This is a genomic window from Streptomyces sp. NBC_00872, assembly GCF_045161915.1.
Classification (GTDB): domain Bacteria; phylum Actinomycetota; class Actinomycetes; order Streptomycetales; family Streptomycetaceae; genus Streptomyces.
Genome location: NZ_CP108806.1, coordinates 2,720,166 through 2,738,716 on the forward strand (window position 1 = coordinate 2,720,166; position 18,551 = coordinate 2,738,716).

Genomic DNA, 18,551 nt, shown 5'->3' on the forward strand with positions numbered 1-18,551 from the left:
CGCACACGCCGCCGGCCCCCGGCCCCGTCGGGACCAGGGGCCGGCCGGCCCTGCCTGTCGCGCGCTCCGGTACCGGGCCGGGCACCCGCGCGCCACCGTGCTGCTACTTCTCGGCCCCGGCGTCCGGTCCGGCGCCGGCGTCCTTCGGTCCGGCGTCCGGCCCGGCCTCGGTCTCCGGCGCCCCGGCCTCGGCGCGCACCTCCACCGTCTCCCGCGCCGTCACCGACACGGTGTCCTGCACATTCTCCGGGTGGTGGCAGGCCGCCTGGTGGCCCGGCGCCAGCTGGAGCAGCGGCGGCTCGGTCGTCCTGCAGATCTCCGTCGCCTTCCAGCACCGCGTGTGGAAGCGGCAGCCGCTCGGCGGGTTGATCGGCGACGGGACATCGCCCTTGAGCAGGATCCGGTCGCTCTTCCCGCCGCGCCTGCTCGGGTCCGGCACCGGCACCGCGGAGAGCAGCGCCTTGGTGTACGGGTGCTTCGGCGACTCGTACAGCGACGAGCGGTCCGCCAGCTCGACGATCTTGCCGAGGTACATCACCGCGATCCGGTCCGACACATGGCGGATCACCGAGAGGTCGTGCGCGATGATCACATAGGTCAGACCCAGCTCGTCCTGGAGGTCGTCCAGCAGGTTCACGACCTGCGCCTGGATCGACACGTCCAGCGCCGAGACCGGCTCGTCGGCCACGACCAGCTTCGGGTTGAGCGCGAGCGCCCGCGCGATACCGATGCGCTGCCGCTGGCCGCCGGAGAACTCGTGCGGATAGCGGTTGTAGTGCTCGGGGCTGAGGCCCACCAGCTCCAGCAGCCGCTGGACCTCCTTCTTCACACCGCCCTCGGGCTCGATGCCCTGGAGCTTGAAGGGGGTGCCGATGATCCCGCCGACGGTGTGGCGCGGGTTCAGCGAGCCGTACGGGTCCTGGAAGATCATCTGGACGTCACGGCGCATCGGCCGCAGGGCGCCGGCGGACAGATGCGTGATGTCCCGGCCCTCGAACTCGACCTTTCCGCCGGTCGGTTCGAGCAGCCGTGTGATCAGCCGGCCCATCGTCGACTTGCCGCAGCCGGACTCGCCGACCACACCGAGGGTCTCCCCGGGACGGACGTCGAAGGTCAGTCCGTCGACCGCCTTGACCGCTCCGACCTTGCGCTTGAGCACACCCTTGGTGATCGGGAAGTGCTTGGCCAGGCCGGTGACCTTGAGGAGCGGCTCGGGGCCGGAACCGTCCGGTCCCTGGCCCGCCCCCTGCTCGGGAATCTTCTTGCTCGGATCAGTCACAGCTTCGGCGCAATCTCTTCGGTCCAGATCTGTTCCCGCTCCGCCGGCGACATATGGCAGGCGGAGAAGTGCCCGTCGGTGATCTGCCGCAGCTCAGGACGCTCGGTGCGGGTGATGTTGTCCTTGGGGATGTCGGCGTACGGGCAGCGCGGATGGAAGGCGCAGCCGGACGGGACGTTGATCAGGCTCGGCGGGGTTCCCTTGACCGGCACCAGCCGGTCGGTCTGCTCCCGGTCGATACGGGGCATCGAGCCCAGCAGACCCCAGGTGTAGGGGTGCTGCGGCTGATAGAAGACCTTCTCCGCGGTACCGCGCTCGATACAGCGGCCCGCGTACATCACCAGCAGCTCGTCCGCGATCTCGGCGACGACGCCCAGGTCGTGGGTGATGATGACGACCGCCGAGTGGAACTCCTTCTGGAGATCCCGGATGAGGTCGAGGATCTGCGCCTGGACGGTGACGTCCAGGGCGGTCGTCGGCTCGTCGGCTATCAGCAGCTGCGGGTTGTTGACCAGGGCCATCGCGATCATCGCGCGCTGGCGCATACCGCCGGAGAACTGGTGCGGATAGTCGTCGTAGCGCCGCGCGGGCTCGGGGATGCCGACCCGGTCGAGCATCTCGACGGCCCGCTTCTTGGCGGTCTTCCTGTCCACGGCGTTGTGGACGCGGTAGGCCTCCACGATCTGCGCGCCGATGCTGTAGTACGGGTGCAGCGCGGACAGCGGGTCCTGGAAGATCATCGCCATCTTCTGGCCGCGCAGCTTGCGCACACGCTCGGTGCCGGCGCCGATCAGCTCCTCGCCGTCCAGCCAGATCTCACCGGAGATCCTGGCCCGCTCGGAGCTGTGCAGCCCCATGATGCCCAGCGAGGTCACGGACTTGCCCGAGCCGGACTCCCCGACGATACCGAGGGTCTGGCCGGCCTTCAGGTCGAAGCTGACGCCGTCGACGGACTTCACCAGACCGTCGTCGGTGTCGAAGTGGATCCGCAGATCGCGTACGGAGAGGAACTTGTCGGCGGCGTCCCCGGCGGAACCCGTGCCCGTGCCCGCGCCCGCACCCGTCGTACCCGTACCCGTGGCGGCCTTGTCCGCGTCCGTCTTCTGTACGTCGCTCATGAGAGCCTCACCCGGGGGTCGATCGCGGCGTACACAAGGTCCACCAGCAGGTTGCAGACAACGATGAAGAAGGCGGCGACCAGGGTCACACCCATCACCTTGGGCAGGTCGCTCTGGGTCACGCCCTGGATGGCGTAGGCGCCCATGCCCTGGAAGGAGAAGACGCGTTCGGTGATGACCGCGCCGCCGAGCAGCAGCGCGAAGTCCATGCCGAAGATGGTGACGAGCGGGGTCAGGGCGGCGCGCAGACCGTGCTTGAAGACCACGTCGCGCTCCCGCAGACCCTTCGCCCGCGCGGTTCTGATGTAGTCCTCGCCCATCGTCTCCAGCATTCCCGCGCGGGTGAGCCGTGCGTAGAGCGCCGAGTAGAGGAAGGCGAGCGTGCACCAGGGAAGAATCAGGTTCCACGCCCATTCACCGGGATTCTCGGTGAACGGTACGAATTCGAGGCCTTCCCAGATCGTCCAGTGGAAGCTGAACAGGGCGAGGGCGACGAGACCGGTGAAGAACATGGGCAGCGAGACACCGGCCAGGGCGACGCCCATGGCCAGCCGGTCGAAGATCGATCCCCGCTTGAGCGCGGAGAGCACACCGATCGCGACACCGGAGATCACCCAGAGGACCGCCGCACCGACGGCGAGCGACAGGGTCACCGGTATGCGCTGGACTATCTCGGGCCAGATCTCGACATGCGTCTTGAACGAGTAGCCGAAGCAGGGCACATGGCAGACCGAGGGGTTGGGGCCGAAGTTGTACTCGGCGCCGACCACGATGGCCTTGATGAAGTGCCAGTACTGAAGGTAGACGGGCTGGTCGAGCCCCAGGTTCTTCTTGACAGCGGCGATGGCGTCCGGGTCGGGACTCTTGCCGATGTACTGGGCGGCCAGCGAGTCGGTCGTCTGCCCGCCGAGGCGGGGCACAAGGAAGAAGATCGCGAACGTGACTGCGCTGACCACCAGCAGCAGCAACACCGCGGCGAAGACGCGTCGGATGATGTACGCAGCCACAGCCGTGCGGTGCCGGGCCGTCCTGGCGGGATACGCCTGGACGGCCCGGCACCTTCACCTGCCTTTCAGGGGGGTGCTGTTTTGATGTACAGGTGTTACTTCGTGTTACGGGGCACGAGGCCCGGTGTCACTACTTCGTCGAGGTCATCAGCACGTAGTCGTACATGCCGAGGTAGGCCTCGGTGACAGTGACGTTGGCCGCGGACTCGGGCCGGTAGAGCAGGTTCTTGCGGTAGAACAGCGGGACGACCGAGGCGTTCTCCATGACGAGCTGGTCGACATCGCCCCAGGCGGCCTGACGGGCCGCGGGGTCAACGGTGCCGATGCCGTCCGACAGCGCCTTGTTGATCTTCGGGTCGTTCAGCTCCATCAGGTTCGTGCCACCGGAGGGCTTGATGGCCGAACCGTTCACGATCTGGTCGAGGAAACCGAAGCCGGTCGGCCAGTCGGCACCCCAGGCCATCATCATGAGGCCCGCGTTGTTCTTGTGGACCCAGTCCGGCACACCGGCGAAGTCCGTGAAGTACTTGTCGGACGGGAACGTCTTGATCTCCGCGGTGATGCCGACCTTCTTCAGGCTCTCCTGAATCTGGGTGGCCACGGTGACCTCGTCGGGACGGTCCGCGCGGGCCGTCAGCGTGGTCTTGAAGCCGCCCGGCTTGCCACAGGCCGTCAGCGCTTCCTTGGCCTTGGCCGCGTCGCCCTTGCTGCCCGGCGTCGCGTACAGGTCGAACTTCTTGTAACCGCTCACCGACGGCGGGATCAGCGTGCTGGCCGGGTCACCCTTGACCGAGCCACCGATGGAGTTGACCGCACCGGCCTTGTCCACCGCGTACTGGACGGCCTTGCGGCAGTCGACGTTGTCGAACGGCTTCACGTTGACGTTCATCGCCATGTACTGGAGCGCACCCGCGTACGGGTTGTCCGTCTTGGCCTTCTCGTCCGCCTTGACGAGCACCTTCGGCTGCGTCTTGGCCTGGAGACCGGTGCCGCCGACGTCCGCGGTGATCGTGTCGTTGAGCAGGTGCTCGTCGATCGTCGTCGCGTTGACGTTGAGCTTCAGCTCGATCTTGTCCGGCAGCGCCTTGCGGATCGGGTCGTTCGCCTGGTCCCACTCGGGGTTCCGGGAGAGCGTCGCACCGCTGCTCTCGCTGTACGAGTCGAACTTGTACGGACCCGAGGAGACGATGTTCTGGACGTACTCGGCACCCTTGTCGGCCTTCTGCGGGACCGGAGCGGTCTGCGAGAAGGCGGCCAGGTAGTCCATGTCCGCGAACGGCTTGTTGAGCTTGAAGGTGATCGTGTAGTCGTCCGGGGTCTCGATGGACTTCAGACCCTCGGGGGACTTGTCCTTGTACGGACCCTTGTACTTGTCGCCGCCCTCAAGGTAGGCCTTGAAGTACGTCGGGCCGTTGGACAGCGCCTCGGGCGCGAAGTTGCTGCGCTCGATGGCGTACTTGACGTCCTTCGAGGTGACCTCGGTGCCGTCCTGGTACTTCACGCCCTTGCGGAGCGTGTACGTCCAGGTCTTGGCGTCGGGGCTGGCCTTGCCGAGCGAGGTCGCCAGGTCGGGGACGACCTCGAGACCTTCCTTGCCGGCGGCCGGCTTGAAGGTGACCAGGGAACGGCCGTACAGGCGGGAGAAGTTCTGCACCCAGCCGTAGTACGTGTTGCCCGGGTCCAGGGAGTCCGGGCCGCTGGAGTGCTCGAAGACGACCGTCCCCCCCTTCTTGTCGGTCGAGTTGACAATGCTCGACATCGCGGCATCGGCCTTGGCGCTGCCGCCGCCCTTGTTGCCGTCACTGTCGTTCTTGTCGGAGCTGCCACAGGCACTCGCACCGAGCGCCATGGCCAGCGTCACGGCGATGGCCGCTGCCGTCTTTCTGCTGTTCATCCTGAGGAAAGCCCCCTCGATTGACCGATGCGGCAGGGCCGCTATTACTTGCCACGGGGGTCGAGTGCGTCACGCAGCCCGTCCCCCAGCAGATTGAAAGCCAGCACGGTGATGAAGATCGCCATGCCGGGGATGATCATGAACATCGGGTCGACCTGGTAGAGGTCGACCGCGGTGGACAGCATGCCGCCCCATGAAGCCTGTGGCGGAGCGATACCCACACCCAGGAAGCTCAGGGAAGCCTCGAAGAGGATGTTGGTGGGGATGAGCAGGGTGGAGTACACGAGGATCGGCGCGACCAGGTTCGGCAGCAGCTCCCGGAACAGGATGAACGGCCCCCGCGCCCCCAGCGACCGGGCCGCCTCCACGAACTCCCGCTCACGCAGGCTGAGCGTCTGCGCGCGCACGATCCGGCCGATGTACGGCCAGCTGAAGAAGCCGATCACGAAGATCAGTACGGCGATACGGAGCGGAAGCCCCTCAAGACCGAACGCGTCGCCCTGGAGCGACGCCGAGATCGAGATCGCGAAAAGCAGTAGCGGGAAGGCGAGGAAGGTGTCCATCATGCGGCTGATGGCACTGTCCACCCAACCGCCGTAGAAACCCGCCACGACGCCCATCACGACGCCGATGACGACCGAGAGCAACGTCGATCCGGCCGCGACCACCAGGGAGACCCAGGAGCCCTCGATGATACGGGCCAGGATGTCACGCCCGGTCTGCGGTTCGACGCCCAGCGGGTGATCCCAGCTCATACCGCCGAAGCCCCCCTTGGGCGCCAGCAGGGTGGGGTCGACCAGATCCTGGTTGAAGGCGTTGGGGTCGAGACCGAACACCGCCTGGATCGGTTTGGACAGTACGGCGACAAGAACCAGCAGGATCACGATGACGCCGCCCGCTACGGCGACCTTGTCCCGCTTGAAACGCGTCCACGCGATCCGGCCGAGCGAACGGCCTTCGATCTGCTTGCCCCCGGCGCCCTCCAGGACCGCTTCCGGCTGCGCTGTCGCCGCCGACCCGGTGGTCTCGATAGGTGCCGTCATTGCGCTGGAGACCCCTCTCGGCCGACGGTGGCCGGCCCATGACCGCCGCTGTAGCGGCACTTTCACATCACATGACGCACGTGGTCTCCCTGTGGCGGGAACTGCTTCTGTCAGCGCATCGCACACTAGGCCGAGACCACCTGCTCCCCGGAGTCTTCAACCACTTCGCGATCACCCGCCAGCCCCAACGGGGAATGTTTGCTCAAACGTGATGCGGGTAGAGGTGTTCCGTTATCCGGACGGCACGCCCGTCTCAGCGGACCAACTCGGTCACTATTCCACCAGATCGGACATACGACTCAACTCGCCTGATCTACGGCGGAACCAGAGCATCCGTATCGTGCGTGGCAGGTCGTCGGCGGACGCGGGGGACGCTCGGACGCTCAGTACGCGTGGGAAGCGGGCGGCGGATAGCCGTATCCGGAGGTCGGTGCCGGCCCCGCGTGCGCCTCACGGTCGTAGAACGGACGGGAATTGGCCCGCAGCCACATCGTCACCGGGTCGTACTCGTCGGACATCGCCACCGTCGACACCGGCAGTCCGTCCGGGACCGCCGTGATCGACTGCCGCATCATCGCGCGTACGGAGTCGACGGACGCCGGGCTCGTGTCGTACAGATCGAGGCCGATCGTCAGATACGGCACCCCGAGCGCCGGCTGCACCCAGGCGCGGCGCAGCGAGCGGACCGCGGGGGTGCGGTGGGCGTTCTGGGTGAGCAGGGCGTAGAACTGCGGAAGCGCGATGGCCGGTTCGGAGAGCCGCAGCGGTCCCGCGGGCATCCGCTCCAGCCCGGTGGCGATCCGCCGCAGATCGAGCCAGGGGATGCCGACCCCGCCGCCGGGCGCGTGCGGGTTGAGCCAGATGCCCCAGCGGTCGGGGTAGAGCGCGCGGGCGATGTCGCGGCCGGTGACCACCTCGTGCGCGCGGGTCCAGCCGCTGACGGCGAGTTCCTGGGCGGAGGTGACGCACGGGGCGTACCCGAGCCCGTCGACCTCCATGTTGCCGTACTGGGAGTCCGGTGAGCCGGTCCGGCCGTGCCAGAGCAGCATCCAGACGCTGTCGTCGGCGAGAGCCTGGAGGAGCGCCTCGTACGCGTCGTAGCGTCCTGGCGTCACCTGGCGCAGCATCTGCTCGACCTGCCCGGCCGCCGCGGTGCCTGACGCGCTCACTCTGGGTCCCGCCCCTCTTCGATCCACCATTCGGCCAGCACCCCCGGAGCCCGTCGGCCCCTGTGCGGGAGGGCCCGTACCGGCACACGGGGGCCCAGCCATCAAACCAGCTTAGGGGGCCGTCCTGACACACCCTTGACGCCGGTGCGCTCCCCGCCGGCGACCGGACGGGGCCTGTGCTCCGTCCGGTCGGCCGCTCTTCGCGTATCGCGCCTCTCGTACCCGCGACCGCCGCGGCCGACGCCTCTACGCGCGCTGGTAGAACGGCCGCACCTTCGCCAGGAGATAGTCGCCCACCGGGTCCTGGGCCACATCCAGCAGGATCAGATTGACGGGCCAGCCCACCCCTACCCGCCCCAGCGCGCGCCCGAGCGCGTCCAGCGGCGCGTTGCGGTCGGCGGCCTCCCAGGACGAGAGCTGTACGCCGATGAAGAGCGCCGGGGAGTCCCCCTCGACGCTGGCGAGCGCGCGGCGGGCCGAGAGCACCACACCGGACGTCTCGAACTCCTCCGCGGCGGCGGAGAGGAAGTCGACCGGGTCCTCCTGCCAGTCCGGCTGGAAGAGCCTGACCCGGCCGCCGCTCGCCTGTCCGTCGAGCGGGGTCCGTCCCGCCCGGCACAGCTCGGCGACGGCGGGCGGCGGCAGCGGCAGTCCGACCATGCCGCCCGGGTTGACCGCGATACCGAGCTGCGGCGGCAGACCCCGGGCGAAATCACGGGCCGGCGCCACGGTGAAGGGCATATGGGCGCCGACGCACTGGAGGAACTGCTGCTGGGAGCTGAAGACCGGGACATAGGGCGCGCCCTCTATCTCCAGGGTCGGCAGATCGAGACCGGGGCTGTCCGGCCCCCCGCCGTTGGGCAGCGGCACCCAGACCTCGCTGCGTCCGAGCACCTCCACCAGCCGGCCGCCCGCCCCCCGGCTGCCGAGCGAGGCGGCGAGCACCTCTTCCAGCTCATTGCCCGGCCATGCAGTGTTCACAGTCGCTTCCTCCACCCTCGTGCCTGCCGCAGCACCCTAACGCCGCAGGCGAGGGCCCGTACCCGCTCGTGCGGTGGTCACCGCGCCGTCACGGGTCCGGCTTCGGGGTCAGGGGCCGGGCTTCGGGGGGAAGACGATCCGGTCCAGCGCTCCCGCCGCGTCCCTGTCCAGGAGCACCGCCGTGGCACAGCCCTTGGGCAGCCGGCCCGACTCGGCACCGCCCAGCAGACGGCGGACGGCCCTTCGATGACGGGCGAACGCGTAGCCGGAGACCCCGCGACCACGCTCCCGCTGGCCCTCGCGGGCCACCTCCGGTGCCACGTCCAGCAGGACGAGATGGAGCCCGCGGCCCCGTCTGCGGGCCTCACGGGCCAGCCAGCGCCGTACCCATCTCTGCGTACCGCAGTCGTGCACGACCACGCTCTCGCCGGAGCGGAGCGCGCGCCGCAGTCCCGCGTAATGCGCTATACGGACGAGCGGTCGGTAGACGGCATAGGGGAGGCTGCCCGGCAGTCTGCGCTCCCAGCGGTCCCTGGCGTCCTGCGAGTCGATCCCGCCGCCCGCGGCGGCCCGCCGGATCAGGGTGGACTTGCCGCTGCCCGGCAGCCCGGAGACCACCACCAGATCCCCCGAGGTGAAGACCAGGGACTCCGGCACCCGGCCCCGCCGCCCCCGTAGGTCCCGTACGACCGCCACGGGCCGCGCCACGGCCTCCCGGTCGGACACCCCCTGCTGCGCCGGCACCCCCGCGGTCGTCACATATGCCCCCGCCCTCTGCGACATGTTCGCCGTCCCCCCTGTCAGCTCAGTCGGTCTGGCCCATGAACCTTGCCCACAAAGTGTAAAGAAATGGTAATGCGCTACAAGCTTTTCACGCCGTCCGGCAAGTTGCGGGCCAGGCGCTCCGAACCACCCGGATGCGTGCGATGATGTGCCCGCCAACTGCATACCGGCCGTTTGAATCCGCGCGGGAGAGTCCCGGTCACCGTGTGCGCCGGGCGCCGAAGGAGCAAGTTCCTCCCTTGAATCTCTCAGGCCCCGTACCGCGTGGATGAGGCAGATCTGAAAAGCGGGCCGCTGTGCGGCGGCTCCACCCAAGGTGCAAGTCATGACCCCTGATACGGGTGGTCGTGGTGAACCTCTCAGGTTCCGATGACAGATGGGGAGGACCGTCCTCGTCGTCATGCCCTGGGAGCCACTCCGATGAATCACGCCCCGCCGAGCAGTACCCCCCGTACGACCGCTCTCGACGCCACGCACCGCGCGCTGGGCGCGACCATGACCGACTTCGCGGGCTGGGACATGCCGCTGCGGTACGGCAGCGAGCGCGACGAGCACAACGCCGTACGGACCAGGGCCGGGCTCTTCGATCTCTCGCACATGGGCGAGATCACCGTCTCGGGACCCGCCGCCGGGCGGCTGCTCGACTACGCGCTGGTCGGCGACATCGGCGCCGTCGCCGTGGGCCGCGCGCGCTACACCATGATCTGCCGGGAGGACGGCGGGATCCTGGACGACCTGATCGTCTACCGCCTCGGCGAGGACGAGTTCCTGGTCGTCGCCAACGCCTCCAACGCCCAGACCGTGCTGGACGCGCTGACCGCCCGCGCGGACGGCTTCGACGCCGAGGTGCGCGACGACCGTGACGCGTACGCGCTGCTGGCCGTCCAGGGGCCGCGGTCCCCGGGCATCCTCAAGTCGCTGACCGACGCCGATCTGGACGGGCTCAAGTACTACGCGGGTCTGCCGGGCACCGTGGCCGGTGTCCCGGCCCTGATCGCCCGGACGGGCTACACCGGCGAGGACGGTTTCGAGCTGTTCGTCGAGCCCAAGTACGCGGAGACGCTGTGGCGGGCGCTGACCGAGGCCGGCGAGGGCGTCGGCCTGGTGCCGTGCGGGCTCTCCTGCCGCGACACCCTCCGGCTGGAGGCCGGGATGCCGCTGTACGGGAACGAGCTGACCACCGGTCTCACCCCGTTCGACGCGGGCCTCGGCCGGGTCGTGAAGTTCGGGAAGACGTCGAACGAGGGCGCCTTCGTCGGACGCGAGGCCCTGGAGGCGGCGGCCGAGCGCGCCGCGAGCGCCCCGCCCCGCAAGCTGGTCGGTCTGGTCGCCGAGGGCCGCCGGGTCCCCCGGGCGGGCTATCAGGTCGTCGCCGACGGCGTGGTCGTCGGCGAGGTCACCTCGGGCGCTCCCTCCCCCACCCTGGGCAGGCCGATCGCCATGGCGTACGTCGACGCCTCGTACGCCGGGCCGCGGACGCCGGGCGTCGGGGTCGACATCCGGGGCACCCACGAGCCGTACGAGGTCGTGGCGCTGCCTTTCTACAAGCGCCAGAAGTGATACGGACGACTTCGGAGTCCCGCCTTCCCGGGCCCTGGAGTCCCGCCTTCCCGGGCCCTTCCCGGGCGCCCCGGTGTCGTCCTCTCGGGTCCCGGTACCGTCCCTGGACCGCTCCTGAGCCGTCCAGGGACCGCCCCGGAACCGTCCGGGTACCGTCCCGGAGCGGTCCCGGAGCGGTCCCGAAGCCGCCCTGCCGTATCCCGTTCCGGTCTCGTTCCGTCTCGTTCCATCTCGTTCCGTAAGACAGCCGTTCCGCACCACTCCCCCGCGTACAGGAGAATTCAGGTCATGAGCAACCCCCAGCAGCTCCGCTACACCAAGGAGCACGAGTGGCTGACCGACCCCGAGGACGGGGTGTCGACGGTCGGAATCACCGAGTACGCGGCCAACGCCCTCGGCGATGTCGTGTTCGCCCAGCTCCCGGAGGTCGGTGACACGGTGACCGCGGGCGAGTCCTGCGGGGAGCTGGAGTCGACCAAGTCGGTCAGCGATCTCTACGCCCCGGTGACCGGTGACGTCACCGAGACGAACCAGGACGTGGTGGACGACCCCTCACTGGTGAACTCCGCTCCGTTCGAAGGCGGCTGGCTGTTCAAGGTACGCGTGGCGGAAGAGCCGTCCGATCTGCTCACCGCCGACGAGTACCGAGACTTTTCCGGCAACTGATCTGCTCCGGCCACTGACACCCCAGGGACTGTGATGTCTTCGAAGTCGCTTCTGAACTCCTCACTCCATGAGATCGACCCGGACGTCGCCGCCGCGGTCGACGCCGAGCTCCACCGCCAGCAGTCCACGCTCGAAATGATCGCCTCGGAGAACTTCGCCCCGGTCGCGGTCATGGAGGCGCAGGGCTCCGTCCTGACCAACAAGTACGCCGAGGGCTACCCCGGCCGTCGCTACTACGGCGGCTGCGAGCATGTCGATGTGGTCGAGCAGATCGCCATCGACCGGGTGAAGGCGCTGTTCGGCGCCGAGCACGCGAACGTACAGCCGCACTCGGGCGCCCAGGCGAACGCGGCGGCGATGTTCGCGCTGCTCTCCCCCGGCGACACGATCATGGGTCTGAACCTCGCCCACGGCGGGCACCTCACCCATGGCATGAAGATCAACTTCTCCGGCAAGCTCTACAACGTCGTCGCCTACCACGTCGACGGCGAGACCGGCCAGATCGACATGGCCGAGGTCGAGCGGCTCGCCAAGGAGTCCCGTCCGAAGCTGATCGTGGCCGGCTGGTCGGCGTACCCCCGTCAGCTCGACTTCGCGGCGTTCCGCCGGATCGCGGACGAGGTCGGCGCGTATCTGATGGTCGACATGGCGCACTTCGCCGGTCTGGTCGCGGCGGGGCTGCACCCCAACCCGGTGCCGCACGCGCATGTCGTCACCACGACCACGCACAAGACCCTGGGCGGTCCGCGCGGCGGTGTGATCCTCTCCACCAAGGAGCTGGCGAAGAAGATCAACTCCGCGGTCTTCCCGGGTCAGCAGGGCGGCCCGCTGGAGCATGTCATCGCGGGCAAGGCGGTCTCCTTCAAGATCGCGGCGACGGAGGAGTTCAAGGAGCGCCAGCGGCGCACCCTGGAGGGCGCCCGGATCCTCGCCGAGCGGCTGGTCCAGCCGGATGTGGCCGAGGCGGGCGTCTCCGTACTCTCCGGCGGTACGGACGTGCACCTGGTCCTGGTGGATCTGCGCGACTCCGAGCTGGACGGCCAGCAGGCGGAGGACCGGCTCCACGAGATCGGCATCACGGTCAACCGCAACGCCGTCCCGAACGACCCGCGTCCCCCGATGGTCACCTCGGGCCTGCGGATCGGCACCCCGGCGCTGGCCACCCGCGGCTTCACCACCGAGGACTTCACCGAGGTCGCGGAGATCATCGCGACGGCGCTCAAGCCGTCGTTCGACCGTGACGAACTGGCCGGGCGGGTCTCCGCGCTGGCCGTGAAGCACCCGCTGTACCCCGGCCTGAAGTAACCACGGCCGGCTCAAGGGCCCGGACCGATCGTCCACCCGGCTCGAACCAGCAGGCTCGAACCAGCCGGGCGATCGGTCCGGCCCGACCGTGGCATTCGGGCCGGCCCGATCGTGGCGTTCGCTCGGCCCGGCCGTGGCACTCGGCCCGGACCACGTGGCGTTCGGCTCGAATACACCGCAACACCCGGTCCGACGTGATCCGTTCGGCCGGGGTTCACGGGGCACCGCGCACACTGGACCGTGCGGCGCGGTGCCCCGAACCGTATGTACGCGTCATCTCTGCACCACCCCGGCAGACAACGGCGTCTACCACTCAGCAAGGAGTCACCCCCGTGGCCATCTCGGTCTTCGACCTGTTCTCGGTCGGTATCGGCCCGTCCAGCTCCCATACGGTCGGTCCGATGCGCGCGGCGCGGATGTTCGCCCGCCGACTGAAGAACGAGGGCCTGCTCGCCCACACCGCCTCGATCCGCGCCGAGCTGTACGGCTCGCTCGGCGCGACCGGCCATGGCCATGGCACCCCGAAGGCCGTTCTGCTCGGCCTGGAGGGCAACTCCCCGCGCACCGTCGACGTGGAGAGCGCGGACGAGCAGGCGGAACGTATCCGCGCCGGCGGCAGGCTCAATGTGCTCGGTGTGCACGAGATCGCCTTCGACGCCGCTACGGATCTGGTCCTGCACCGCCGCAAGGCCCTGCCGTACCACGCCAACGGGATGACGGTCCTCGCCTACGACGGCGACGGCGGCCTCCTCCTGGAGAAGACGTACTACTCCGTGGGCGGCGGGTTCGTGGTGGACGAGGACGCGGTGGGGGAGGACCGGATCAAGCTCGACGACACCGTGCTGACCCACCCCTTCCGCACGGGTGACGAGCTGCTGCGGCTGTCGGGCGAGACGGGTCTGTCGATCTCCGCGCTGATGATGGAGAACGAGAAGGCCTGGCGCACCGAGGACGAGATCAGGGCCGGACTGCTGGAGATCTGGCGGGTGATGCAGGCGTGCGTCTCACGCGGGATGGCCCGCGAGGGCATCCTGCCGGGCGGGCTGAAGGTCCGCCGCCGCGCCGCCCACTCCGCGCGCCAGCTGCGCGCCGAGGGCGACCCGCAGGCGCACGCCATGGAGTGGATCACGCTCTACGCGATGGCCGTGAACGAGGAGAACGCGGCGGGCGGCCGGGTGGTCACCGCCCCCACCAACGGCGCCGCGGGCATCATCCCGGCGGTCCTGCACTACTACATGAACTTCGCGGCGGGCGGCGCCACGGCGGAGGAGAAGGACGAGAACGTGGTCCGCTTCCTGCTGGCGGCGGGCGCCATCGGCATGCTCTTCAAGGAGAACGCCTCCATCTCCGGCGCCGAGGTCGGCTGCCAGGGCGAGGTGGGCTCCGCCTGCTCCATGGCGGCGGGCGCACTCGCGGAGGTCCTGGGCGGCAGCGCGGAACAGGTCGAGAACGCGGCCGAGATCGGCATGGAACACAACCTGGGCCTGACCTGCGACCCGGTCGGCGGTCTGGTGCAGATCCCGTGCATCGAACGGAACGGCATGGCGGCGGTCAAGGCGGTCACGGCGGCGAAGATGGCCCTGCGTGGCGACGGCAGCCACAAGGTCTCCCTGGACAAGGTCATCAAGACCATGAAGGAGACGGGCGCGGACATGTCCGTCAAATACAAGGAGACGGCACGCGGCGGCCTCGCGGTGAACATCATCGAGTGCTGAGGAAACGCACTCTGATCAGCGGTTTCCCGTCTTTCAGCTCTGTCACGGACTCTCCCCGCACGCGCAGCGGATTCACCCTGGAAAGCCCCTCTGACAGATCTGAAAGCCCCTGAAAGTCCCTGGGAGAACGATCACCAGCAGGGTCCGTCAGTCGGGCCCCAGGTCTCTTCCCCCGCATCGAGGCGCTTAGCATGACCAACTGGTACAGGATTCCATTTCAGGAAGATCTACCCGGCGCCTACGCGAGAACCTTGAGTTAGTGATGCTTCTCGACTTCGCCACGACGAAGCGAAGTATTGCGCTGCCAAATGGCGTCCGGCTACCGGTTGACAGTCGGACCAGGAACTGGAATGGCACAGTCCCGAAGCCAAAAACTGTCCGCTTCCCACAGGTGCGCTCGCAATAGACGACAGCACTTTCTAGCACAGCCACAGCCCGACGGCCGTCAAAATGGTAATCCCCTACTCGGCACTGCCCGTATGCGTCAGCAAACGCCACCACTGATCACCTTCCGAAGCACCCGAGACAGACAAGTATCCGCGACCAAATACGCACCTCAGAAGAAATTCATCAAGATCGCCCGCAAGGCGCTCGAAGATATCACTCTGCCACCAGATGATACCCATATCGGGAAAACCCCACACCGAACCGTCGCGCCGAGAAATAAAGAGAGGATCATCATTCACTTTCCCGAAGCAAAACCATGACTCACGCCCAAGTCGAACCGGCGCACCTTCAGTCTCGTCAGCATAGAATTGCATCTCACCGATAGTCGCGGCATCAAAAATAACGATCCTGCCGAAGATTGCCCCATTGGCCACGGAAAGAAACTCCAGGTAATCCCCCGGAACCTCCTCCGCGCCAGGGCCGCCACGAACCCCCTCCGGGATGGAATTCATCATGGCCCACTCCGGCTCCAGCCGCACCGCATCCCGAGCAACTGCGAAGGCTTGGCGAAGTTCAAGAGAGATCATGACGGCCCCATAATATTAATTCGGATCGGCGTATAGTCAGGAAGGGTTCTAATTTGCCCCCATATCTCACGACCAATCGTCTGATTGGTGAACGCGTCTAGAATATGCAGATTGCCCACATCATCCGGACCGCCCAACTGAAGTTCCCAAACATGATCTGGGTTCATTCGCGTCAGAAGGCGAGTCCTCAGAGCGGCCGCAAACACCGGATTGGTGGAGCCAAACTGATCAAATACGCGAGCAATTAGATTCGCTTTATAATTGTTGGTTATCGAGGAATCGCGGGCAACCGGATTCGGCGCTTTGTAGAGCACCCCGCTGTCGCTGAGGTTCTGCAATGCGGCGGCCTTGAGATTGAACTGTCCCTTCGGCATCCCAGGCTACTGAGGTTGAACTCGTGGTGTCGTAGGGGCTGACGGGTGTCCGTTGGCTGCGGTATCACCGGGGCATGCGGTATTCACAAGGGGGCGGGCTGACCGCCGAACGGCAGCAGTTCCGTGAGGAGTTACGACTCCGGGCGGCTGAGGGGTTTGCCCAGGGCGAGGCGAGTTCGGTGATCGCCAGGGATCTGCGGGTCGGTGTCCGCTCGGTCCAGCGGTGGCGGCGGGTGTGGGACGAGGGCGGTTTGAGGGCTCTGCGGTCGCAGGGGCCGGCGTCGGTGCCGAGGTTGAGCGAGAAGCAGTTCGCGCAGTTGGAGGCGGAGCTGGCCAAGGGGCCGGCCGCGCACGGCTGGGAGGACCAGCGATGGACGCTGGCGCGGATCAAGACGGTGATCGGCCGGCGCTTCCACCTGGCCTACACCGTCCAGGGCGTCCGCAAGCTCCTGGTCCGCAACGGCTGGTCCTGCCAGGTCCCGGCGCGACGGGCGATGGAGCGGGACGACGAGGCGGTAGCCGGGTGGGTCAAGGAGGTGTGGCCCTGCGCGGAAGGCTCGCGGCGGCCCGTGGAGCCTGGCTCGTCTTCGAGGACGAAGCCGGATTCTCCATGACGCCGCCGCACGCGAAGACCTGGTCCCAGCGTGGCCGGACCCCGGTGGTGCGAGTCCGCTGCCGTTCCCGCAGGCGGATATCGATCGCCGCGCTGACCTGCTACAAACCCGGCCACCGGTCGAGGCTGATCTACCGGCCACGCCGGGACGACGGCCGCCGCGACGGCCGCAAGAGCTTCTCCTGGCGTGACTACCGCGACCTGCTGATCTCCGCACACCAGCAGCTCCGCGGCCCGATCGTGCTCGTCTGGGACAACCTCAACGTCCACAAGGCCGCCGGCCTGCGGGAGTTCGCCGCGTCCCGGGACTGGCTGACCATCTTCTATCTGCCGCCCTACGCACCCGACCTCAACCCGGTCGAAGGGATCTGGTCACTCCTGCGGCGCGGCTGGCTCTCCAACGTCGCCTTCCGCACCCCCGAACACCTCGTCCAGCGCATCCGACACGGCCTACGGCACATTCAGTACCGCAGTCACCTCATAGACGGCTGCCTCGCCGAGACCGGCCTGACCATCAGGCCTACCTGAGCAATGGCACGACACCACGAGTTCAACCTCAGTAACCATCACGTCAGCTGGCCCGCACGTGTTATGCACCAGGATCGGCGTGGTGCCCGCCAGCACATAGTACGTGTGCTACGCAGTACCCCTCTACCTGCTTCTTCGCTGGTCAGCGTGCGTTTTGCGTTCCACTGGTGTCCGTGGTTGTGCGGGGAAATCCGTGGTTGTTGCCGTCGCTACTGCCGTCAGGCGGTTCAGCCCAGGTACGGCTTCTCGCGGTGTTCCAGGAAGTGCTGGAGCCTGAGTCGTTGGGTGTGGCGCATCGGCAACTGCTCGATCTCTTCCGGCGGCACGAACCGGAGCTCGGTGGACTCGTCGGAGATCTCCAGTCGGCCGCCGGTGATGCGGGCGGTGAAGCAGACGTTGAACTGGCGGCGGACCTCGCCGTCGGTGTAGGCGATGATGTGTTTCGGGTCGGTGTAGGTCCCGACCAGGCCCGTGATCTCGACGTCGAGGCCGGTCTCCTCCTTGACTTCGCGGGCGGCGGTGCCGGGCAGGGAGTCGGTGAGGTCCATGCCGCCTCCGGGCAGGGCCCATAGGTCGTTGTCGCGTCGGCGCTGGAGGAGGATGCGCCCGTGATCGTCGGTGACGACGGCGGACGCGGCGACGACCATGCTGTTCGGCTTGGGCGCGTTCGGGTCGTCGTAGTACTCGGTGCGGGCCACGGTCAGCCTTCCTCTCGTACGGGGGTTGCGGTCGTCCACACGGAGTCGAAGCTGTCGGCGTAGGTGTCGAACATGCCGCCTGTCTCGTGTCGGCGAAGGTGCCATACGGGGGCGGCGTAGGCGTTGACGCCCCAGACGTGGGCGTTGACGAGTTGCTGGTCGTCGGCGCGGTAGAGGGAGTTGTAGAGCGTGGTTTCGTGGGTGCGGACGTCGATGCCCGGGGTGCCGGCGAGCGGCTTGTAGTGCATGAGTGCGAGGCGGCAGCGGGATTCGATGCCGTGGCCGAACCGCTCTTCCTGGCCGCGGGCTTGGACGTTGTCGCTGTCTGGGTCCCCGATCGCGATGCGGACGGTGCAGCCTTGGGCGGCGCGTTCGGTGAGGAGTTCGTTCAGCCGCGGGTACGCCTCGTGGAGGAAGACCGCCGCGTAGACGAGGATGTCGATCCGTTCCCGTGCCTGGGCCATCAGGTCGGTGAACGCCGAGACGGGGAGGTCGGCCCGCTGCTCGTAGAGCGCGACCAGTTCGGGGCTGATGGCGCGGGCGGGGCGGGCCTGGCGGAGCGCCGGCCAGAGTGCGTGCACGTCTTCTCCCAGGGCCTTGGCCGCCTGGAGGGCGGTGGCACGACGTGGGATACGCCCGAGGTTCACCCAGCGCTCGACCGACTTGGGGTCGACCTCGACCTGCTGAGCGAGTGCGGCGTACGTCCAGCCTCCCGCCGCCATGACGGCTCGTAGTCTCTCGTTCGGCACGAGTCTCCCCCTTCGTCCCAGGACGGCACCAGGGACGTTCTACACGGCGCGGGACGTCCCGAAGTGGGGTTTGGTGGAGGTTCCTCCGTCCCGGT

18 protein-coding genes and 1 riboswitch are annotated in these 18,551 nt (G+C 67.9%); of the genes, 6 read left to right on the plus strand and 12 right to left on the minus strand.

The window, feature by feature from the left end:
- Positions 1 to 103: 103 nt before the first annotated feature.
- From OG214_RS11540 to OG214_RS11575, 8 genes are all read right to left on the minus strand, one after another.
- Positions 104 to 1,279, minus strand: coding sequence for an ABC transporter ATP-binding protein (locus OG214_RS11540; protein ID WP_405984679.1), 1,176 nt, complete (start codon positions 1,277 to 1,279; stop codon positions 104 to 106).
- Complete coding sequence (locus tag OG214_RS11545; protein ID WP_405984680.1) at positions 1,276 to 2,397, minus strand: ABC transporter ATP-binding protein; 1,122 nt, start codon at positions 2,395 to 2,397, stop codon at positions 1,276 to 1,278. Before OG214_RS11545 ends, OG214_RS11540 begins: the two co-directional genes overlap by 4 nt.
- Complete coding sequence (locus OG214_RS11550; RefSeq protein ID WP_363081904.1) at positions 2,394 to 3,404, minus strand: ABC transporter permease; 1,011 nt, start codon at positions 3,402 to 3,404, stop codon at positions 2,394 to 2,396. The genes OG214_RS11545 and OG214_RS11550 overlap by 4 nt, the downstream gene beginning before the upstream one ends.
- Positions 3,405 to 3,534: 130 nt before the next feature.
- Complete coding sequence (locus tag OG214_RS11555) at positions 3,535 to 5,298, minus strand: ABC transporter substrate-binding protein (RefSeq protein ID WP_363081245.1); 1,764 nt, start codon at positions 5,296 to 5,298, stop codon at positions 3,535 to 3,537.
- A 44-nt stretch (positions 5,299 to 5,342) separates the two neighbouring features.
- Complete coding sequence (locus tag OG214_RS11560) at positions 5,343 to 6,341, minus strand: ABC transporter permease (RefSeq protein WP_363081246.1); 999 nt, start codon at positions 6,339 to 6,341, stop codon at positions 5,343 to 5,345.
- Positions 6,342 to 6,724: 383 nt separating this feature from the next.
- Positions 6,725 to 7,510 (minus strand): enhanced serine sensitivity protein SseB C-terminal domain-containing protein, encoded by a 786-nt coding sequence (locus tag OG214_RS11565; RefSeq protein ID WP_363081247.1) that lies wholly within the window; start codon positions 7,508 to 7,510, stop codon positions 6,725 to 6,727.
- A 246-nt stretch (positions 7,511 to 7,756) separates the two neighbouring features.
- Positions 7,757 to 8,491, minus strand: a complete 735-nt coding sequence (locus OG214_RS11570) for an enhanced serine sensitivity protein SseB (protein WP_382852062.1) — start codon at positions 8,489 to 8,491, stop codon at positions 7,757 to 7,759.
- A 108-nt stretch (positions 8,492 to 8,599) separates the two neighbouring features.
- Positions 8,600 to 9,274 (minus strand): AAA family ATPase, encoded by a 675-nt coding sequence (locus OG214_RS11575; protein ID WP_363081249.1) that lies wholly within the window; start codon positions 9,272 to 9,274, stop codon positions 8,600 to 8,602.
- 175 nt (positions 9,275 to 9,449) lie between these two features.
- A riboswitch (glycine riboswitch) is annotated at positions 9,450 to 9,547 on the plus strand.
- 147 nt (positions 9,548 to 9,694) lie between these two features.
- Between OG214_RS11575 and gcvT the strand changes: the two genes are divergently transcribed.
- The 4 genes from gcvT to OG214_RS11595 all read left to right on the plus strand — a co-directional run bounded on the left by gcvT (position 9,695) and on the right by OG214_RS11595 (position 14,520).
- Positions 9,695 to 10,834 (plus strand): glycine cleavage system aminomethyltransferase GcvT, encoded by a 1,140-nt coding sequence (gene gcvT, locus OG214_RS11580; protein WP_405984681.1) that lies wholly within the window; start codon positions 9,695 to 9,697, stop codon positions 10,832 to 10,834.
- Between the two features lie 288 nt (positions 10,835 to 11,122).
- Positions 11,123 to 11,500 (plus strand): glycine cleavage system protein GcvH, encoded by a 378-nt coding sequence (gene gcvH, locus OG214_RS11585; RefSeq protein WP_405984682.1) that lies wholly within the window; start codon positions 11,123 to 11,125, stop codon positions 11,498 to 11,500.
- A gap of 33 nt (positions 11,501 to 11,533) precedes the next feature.
- On the plus strand, positions 11,534 to 12,805 hold the full coding sequence (gene glyA / locus OG214_RS11590) for a serine hydroxymethyltransferase (RefSeq protein WP_363081252.1): 1,272 nt from the start codon (positions 11,534 to 11,536) through the stop codon (positions 12,803 to 12,805).
- 332 nt (positions 12,806 to 13,137) lie between these two features.
- Complete coding sequence (locus OG214_RS11595; protein WP_405984683.1) at positions 13,138 to 14,520, plus strand: L-serine ammonia-lyase; 1,383 nt, start codon at positions 13,138 to 13,140, stop codon at positions 14,518 to 14,520.
- Between the two features lie 461 nt (positions 14,521 to 14,981).
- Here the strand turns inward: OG214_RS11595 and OG214_RS11600 are convergent, their stop codons facing one another.
- Positions 14,982 to 15,494: a hypothetical protein gene (locus tag OG214_RS11600; RefSeq protein ID WP_405984684.1), complete on the minus strand. Its 513-nt coding sequence runs from the start codon at positions 15,492 to 15,494 to the stop codon at positions 14,982 to 14,984.
- Complete coding sequence (locus tag OG214_RS11605) at positions 15,491 to 15,868, minus strand: hypothetical protein (protein ID WP_405984685.1); 378 nt, start codon at positions 15,866 to 15,868, stop codon at positions 15,491 to 15,493. The genes OG214_RS11600 and OG214_RS11605 overlap by 4 nt, the downstream gene beginning before the upstream one ends.
- A 74-nt stretch (positions 15,869 to 15,942) precedes the next feature.
- On the opposite strand from OG214_RS11605, the gene OG214_RS11610 reads away from it, so the two are divergent.
- Together OG214_RS11610 and OG214_RS11615 are read left to right on the plus strand one after the other, a co-directional pair.
- Entirely contained in the window at positions 15,943 to 16,482 is a 540-nt protein-coding gene (locus OG214_RS11610; protein WP_363079506.1) for a winged helix-turn-helix domain-containing protein, read from the plus strand.
- Positions 16,479 to 17,009, plus strand: coding sequence for a transposase (locus tag OG214_RS11615; RefSeq protein WP_405987476.1), 531 nt, complete (start codon positions 16,479 to 16,481; stop codon positions 17,007 to 17,009). The genes OG214_RS11610 and OG214_RS11615 overlap by 4 nt, the downstream gene beginning before the upstream one ends.
- A gap of 227 nt (positions 17,010 to 17,236) precedes the next feature.
- Here OG214_RS11615 and OG214_RS11620 read toward each other — a convergent pair whose 3' ends face one another.
- Positions 17,237 to 17,707, minus strand: a complete 471-nt coding sequence (locus tag OG214_RS11620) for an NUDIX domain-containing protein (RefSeq protein WP_405984686.1) — start codon at positions 17,705 to 17,707, stop codon at positions 17,237 to 17,239.
- Positions 17,708 to 17,709: 2 nt separating this feature from the next.
- A complete protein-coding gene (locus tag OG214_RS11625) occupies positions 17,710 to 18,429 on the minus strand; it encodes an XRE family transcriptional regulator (protein WP_405987477.1) in 720 nt (239 codons plus the stop codon).
- Positions 18,430 to 18,551: the final 122 nt, after the last annotated feature.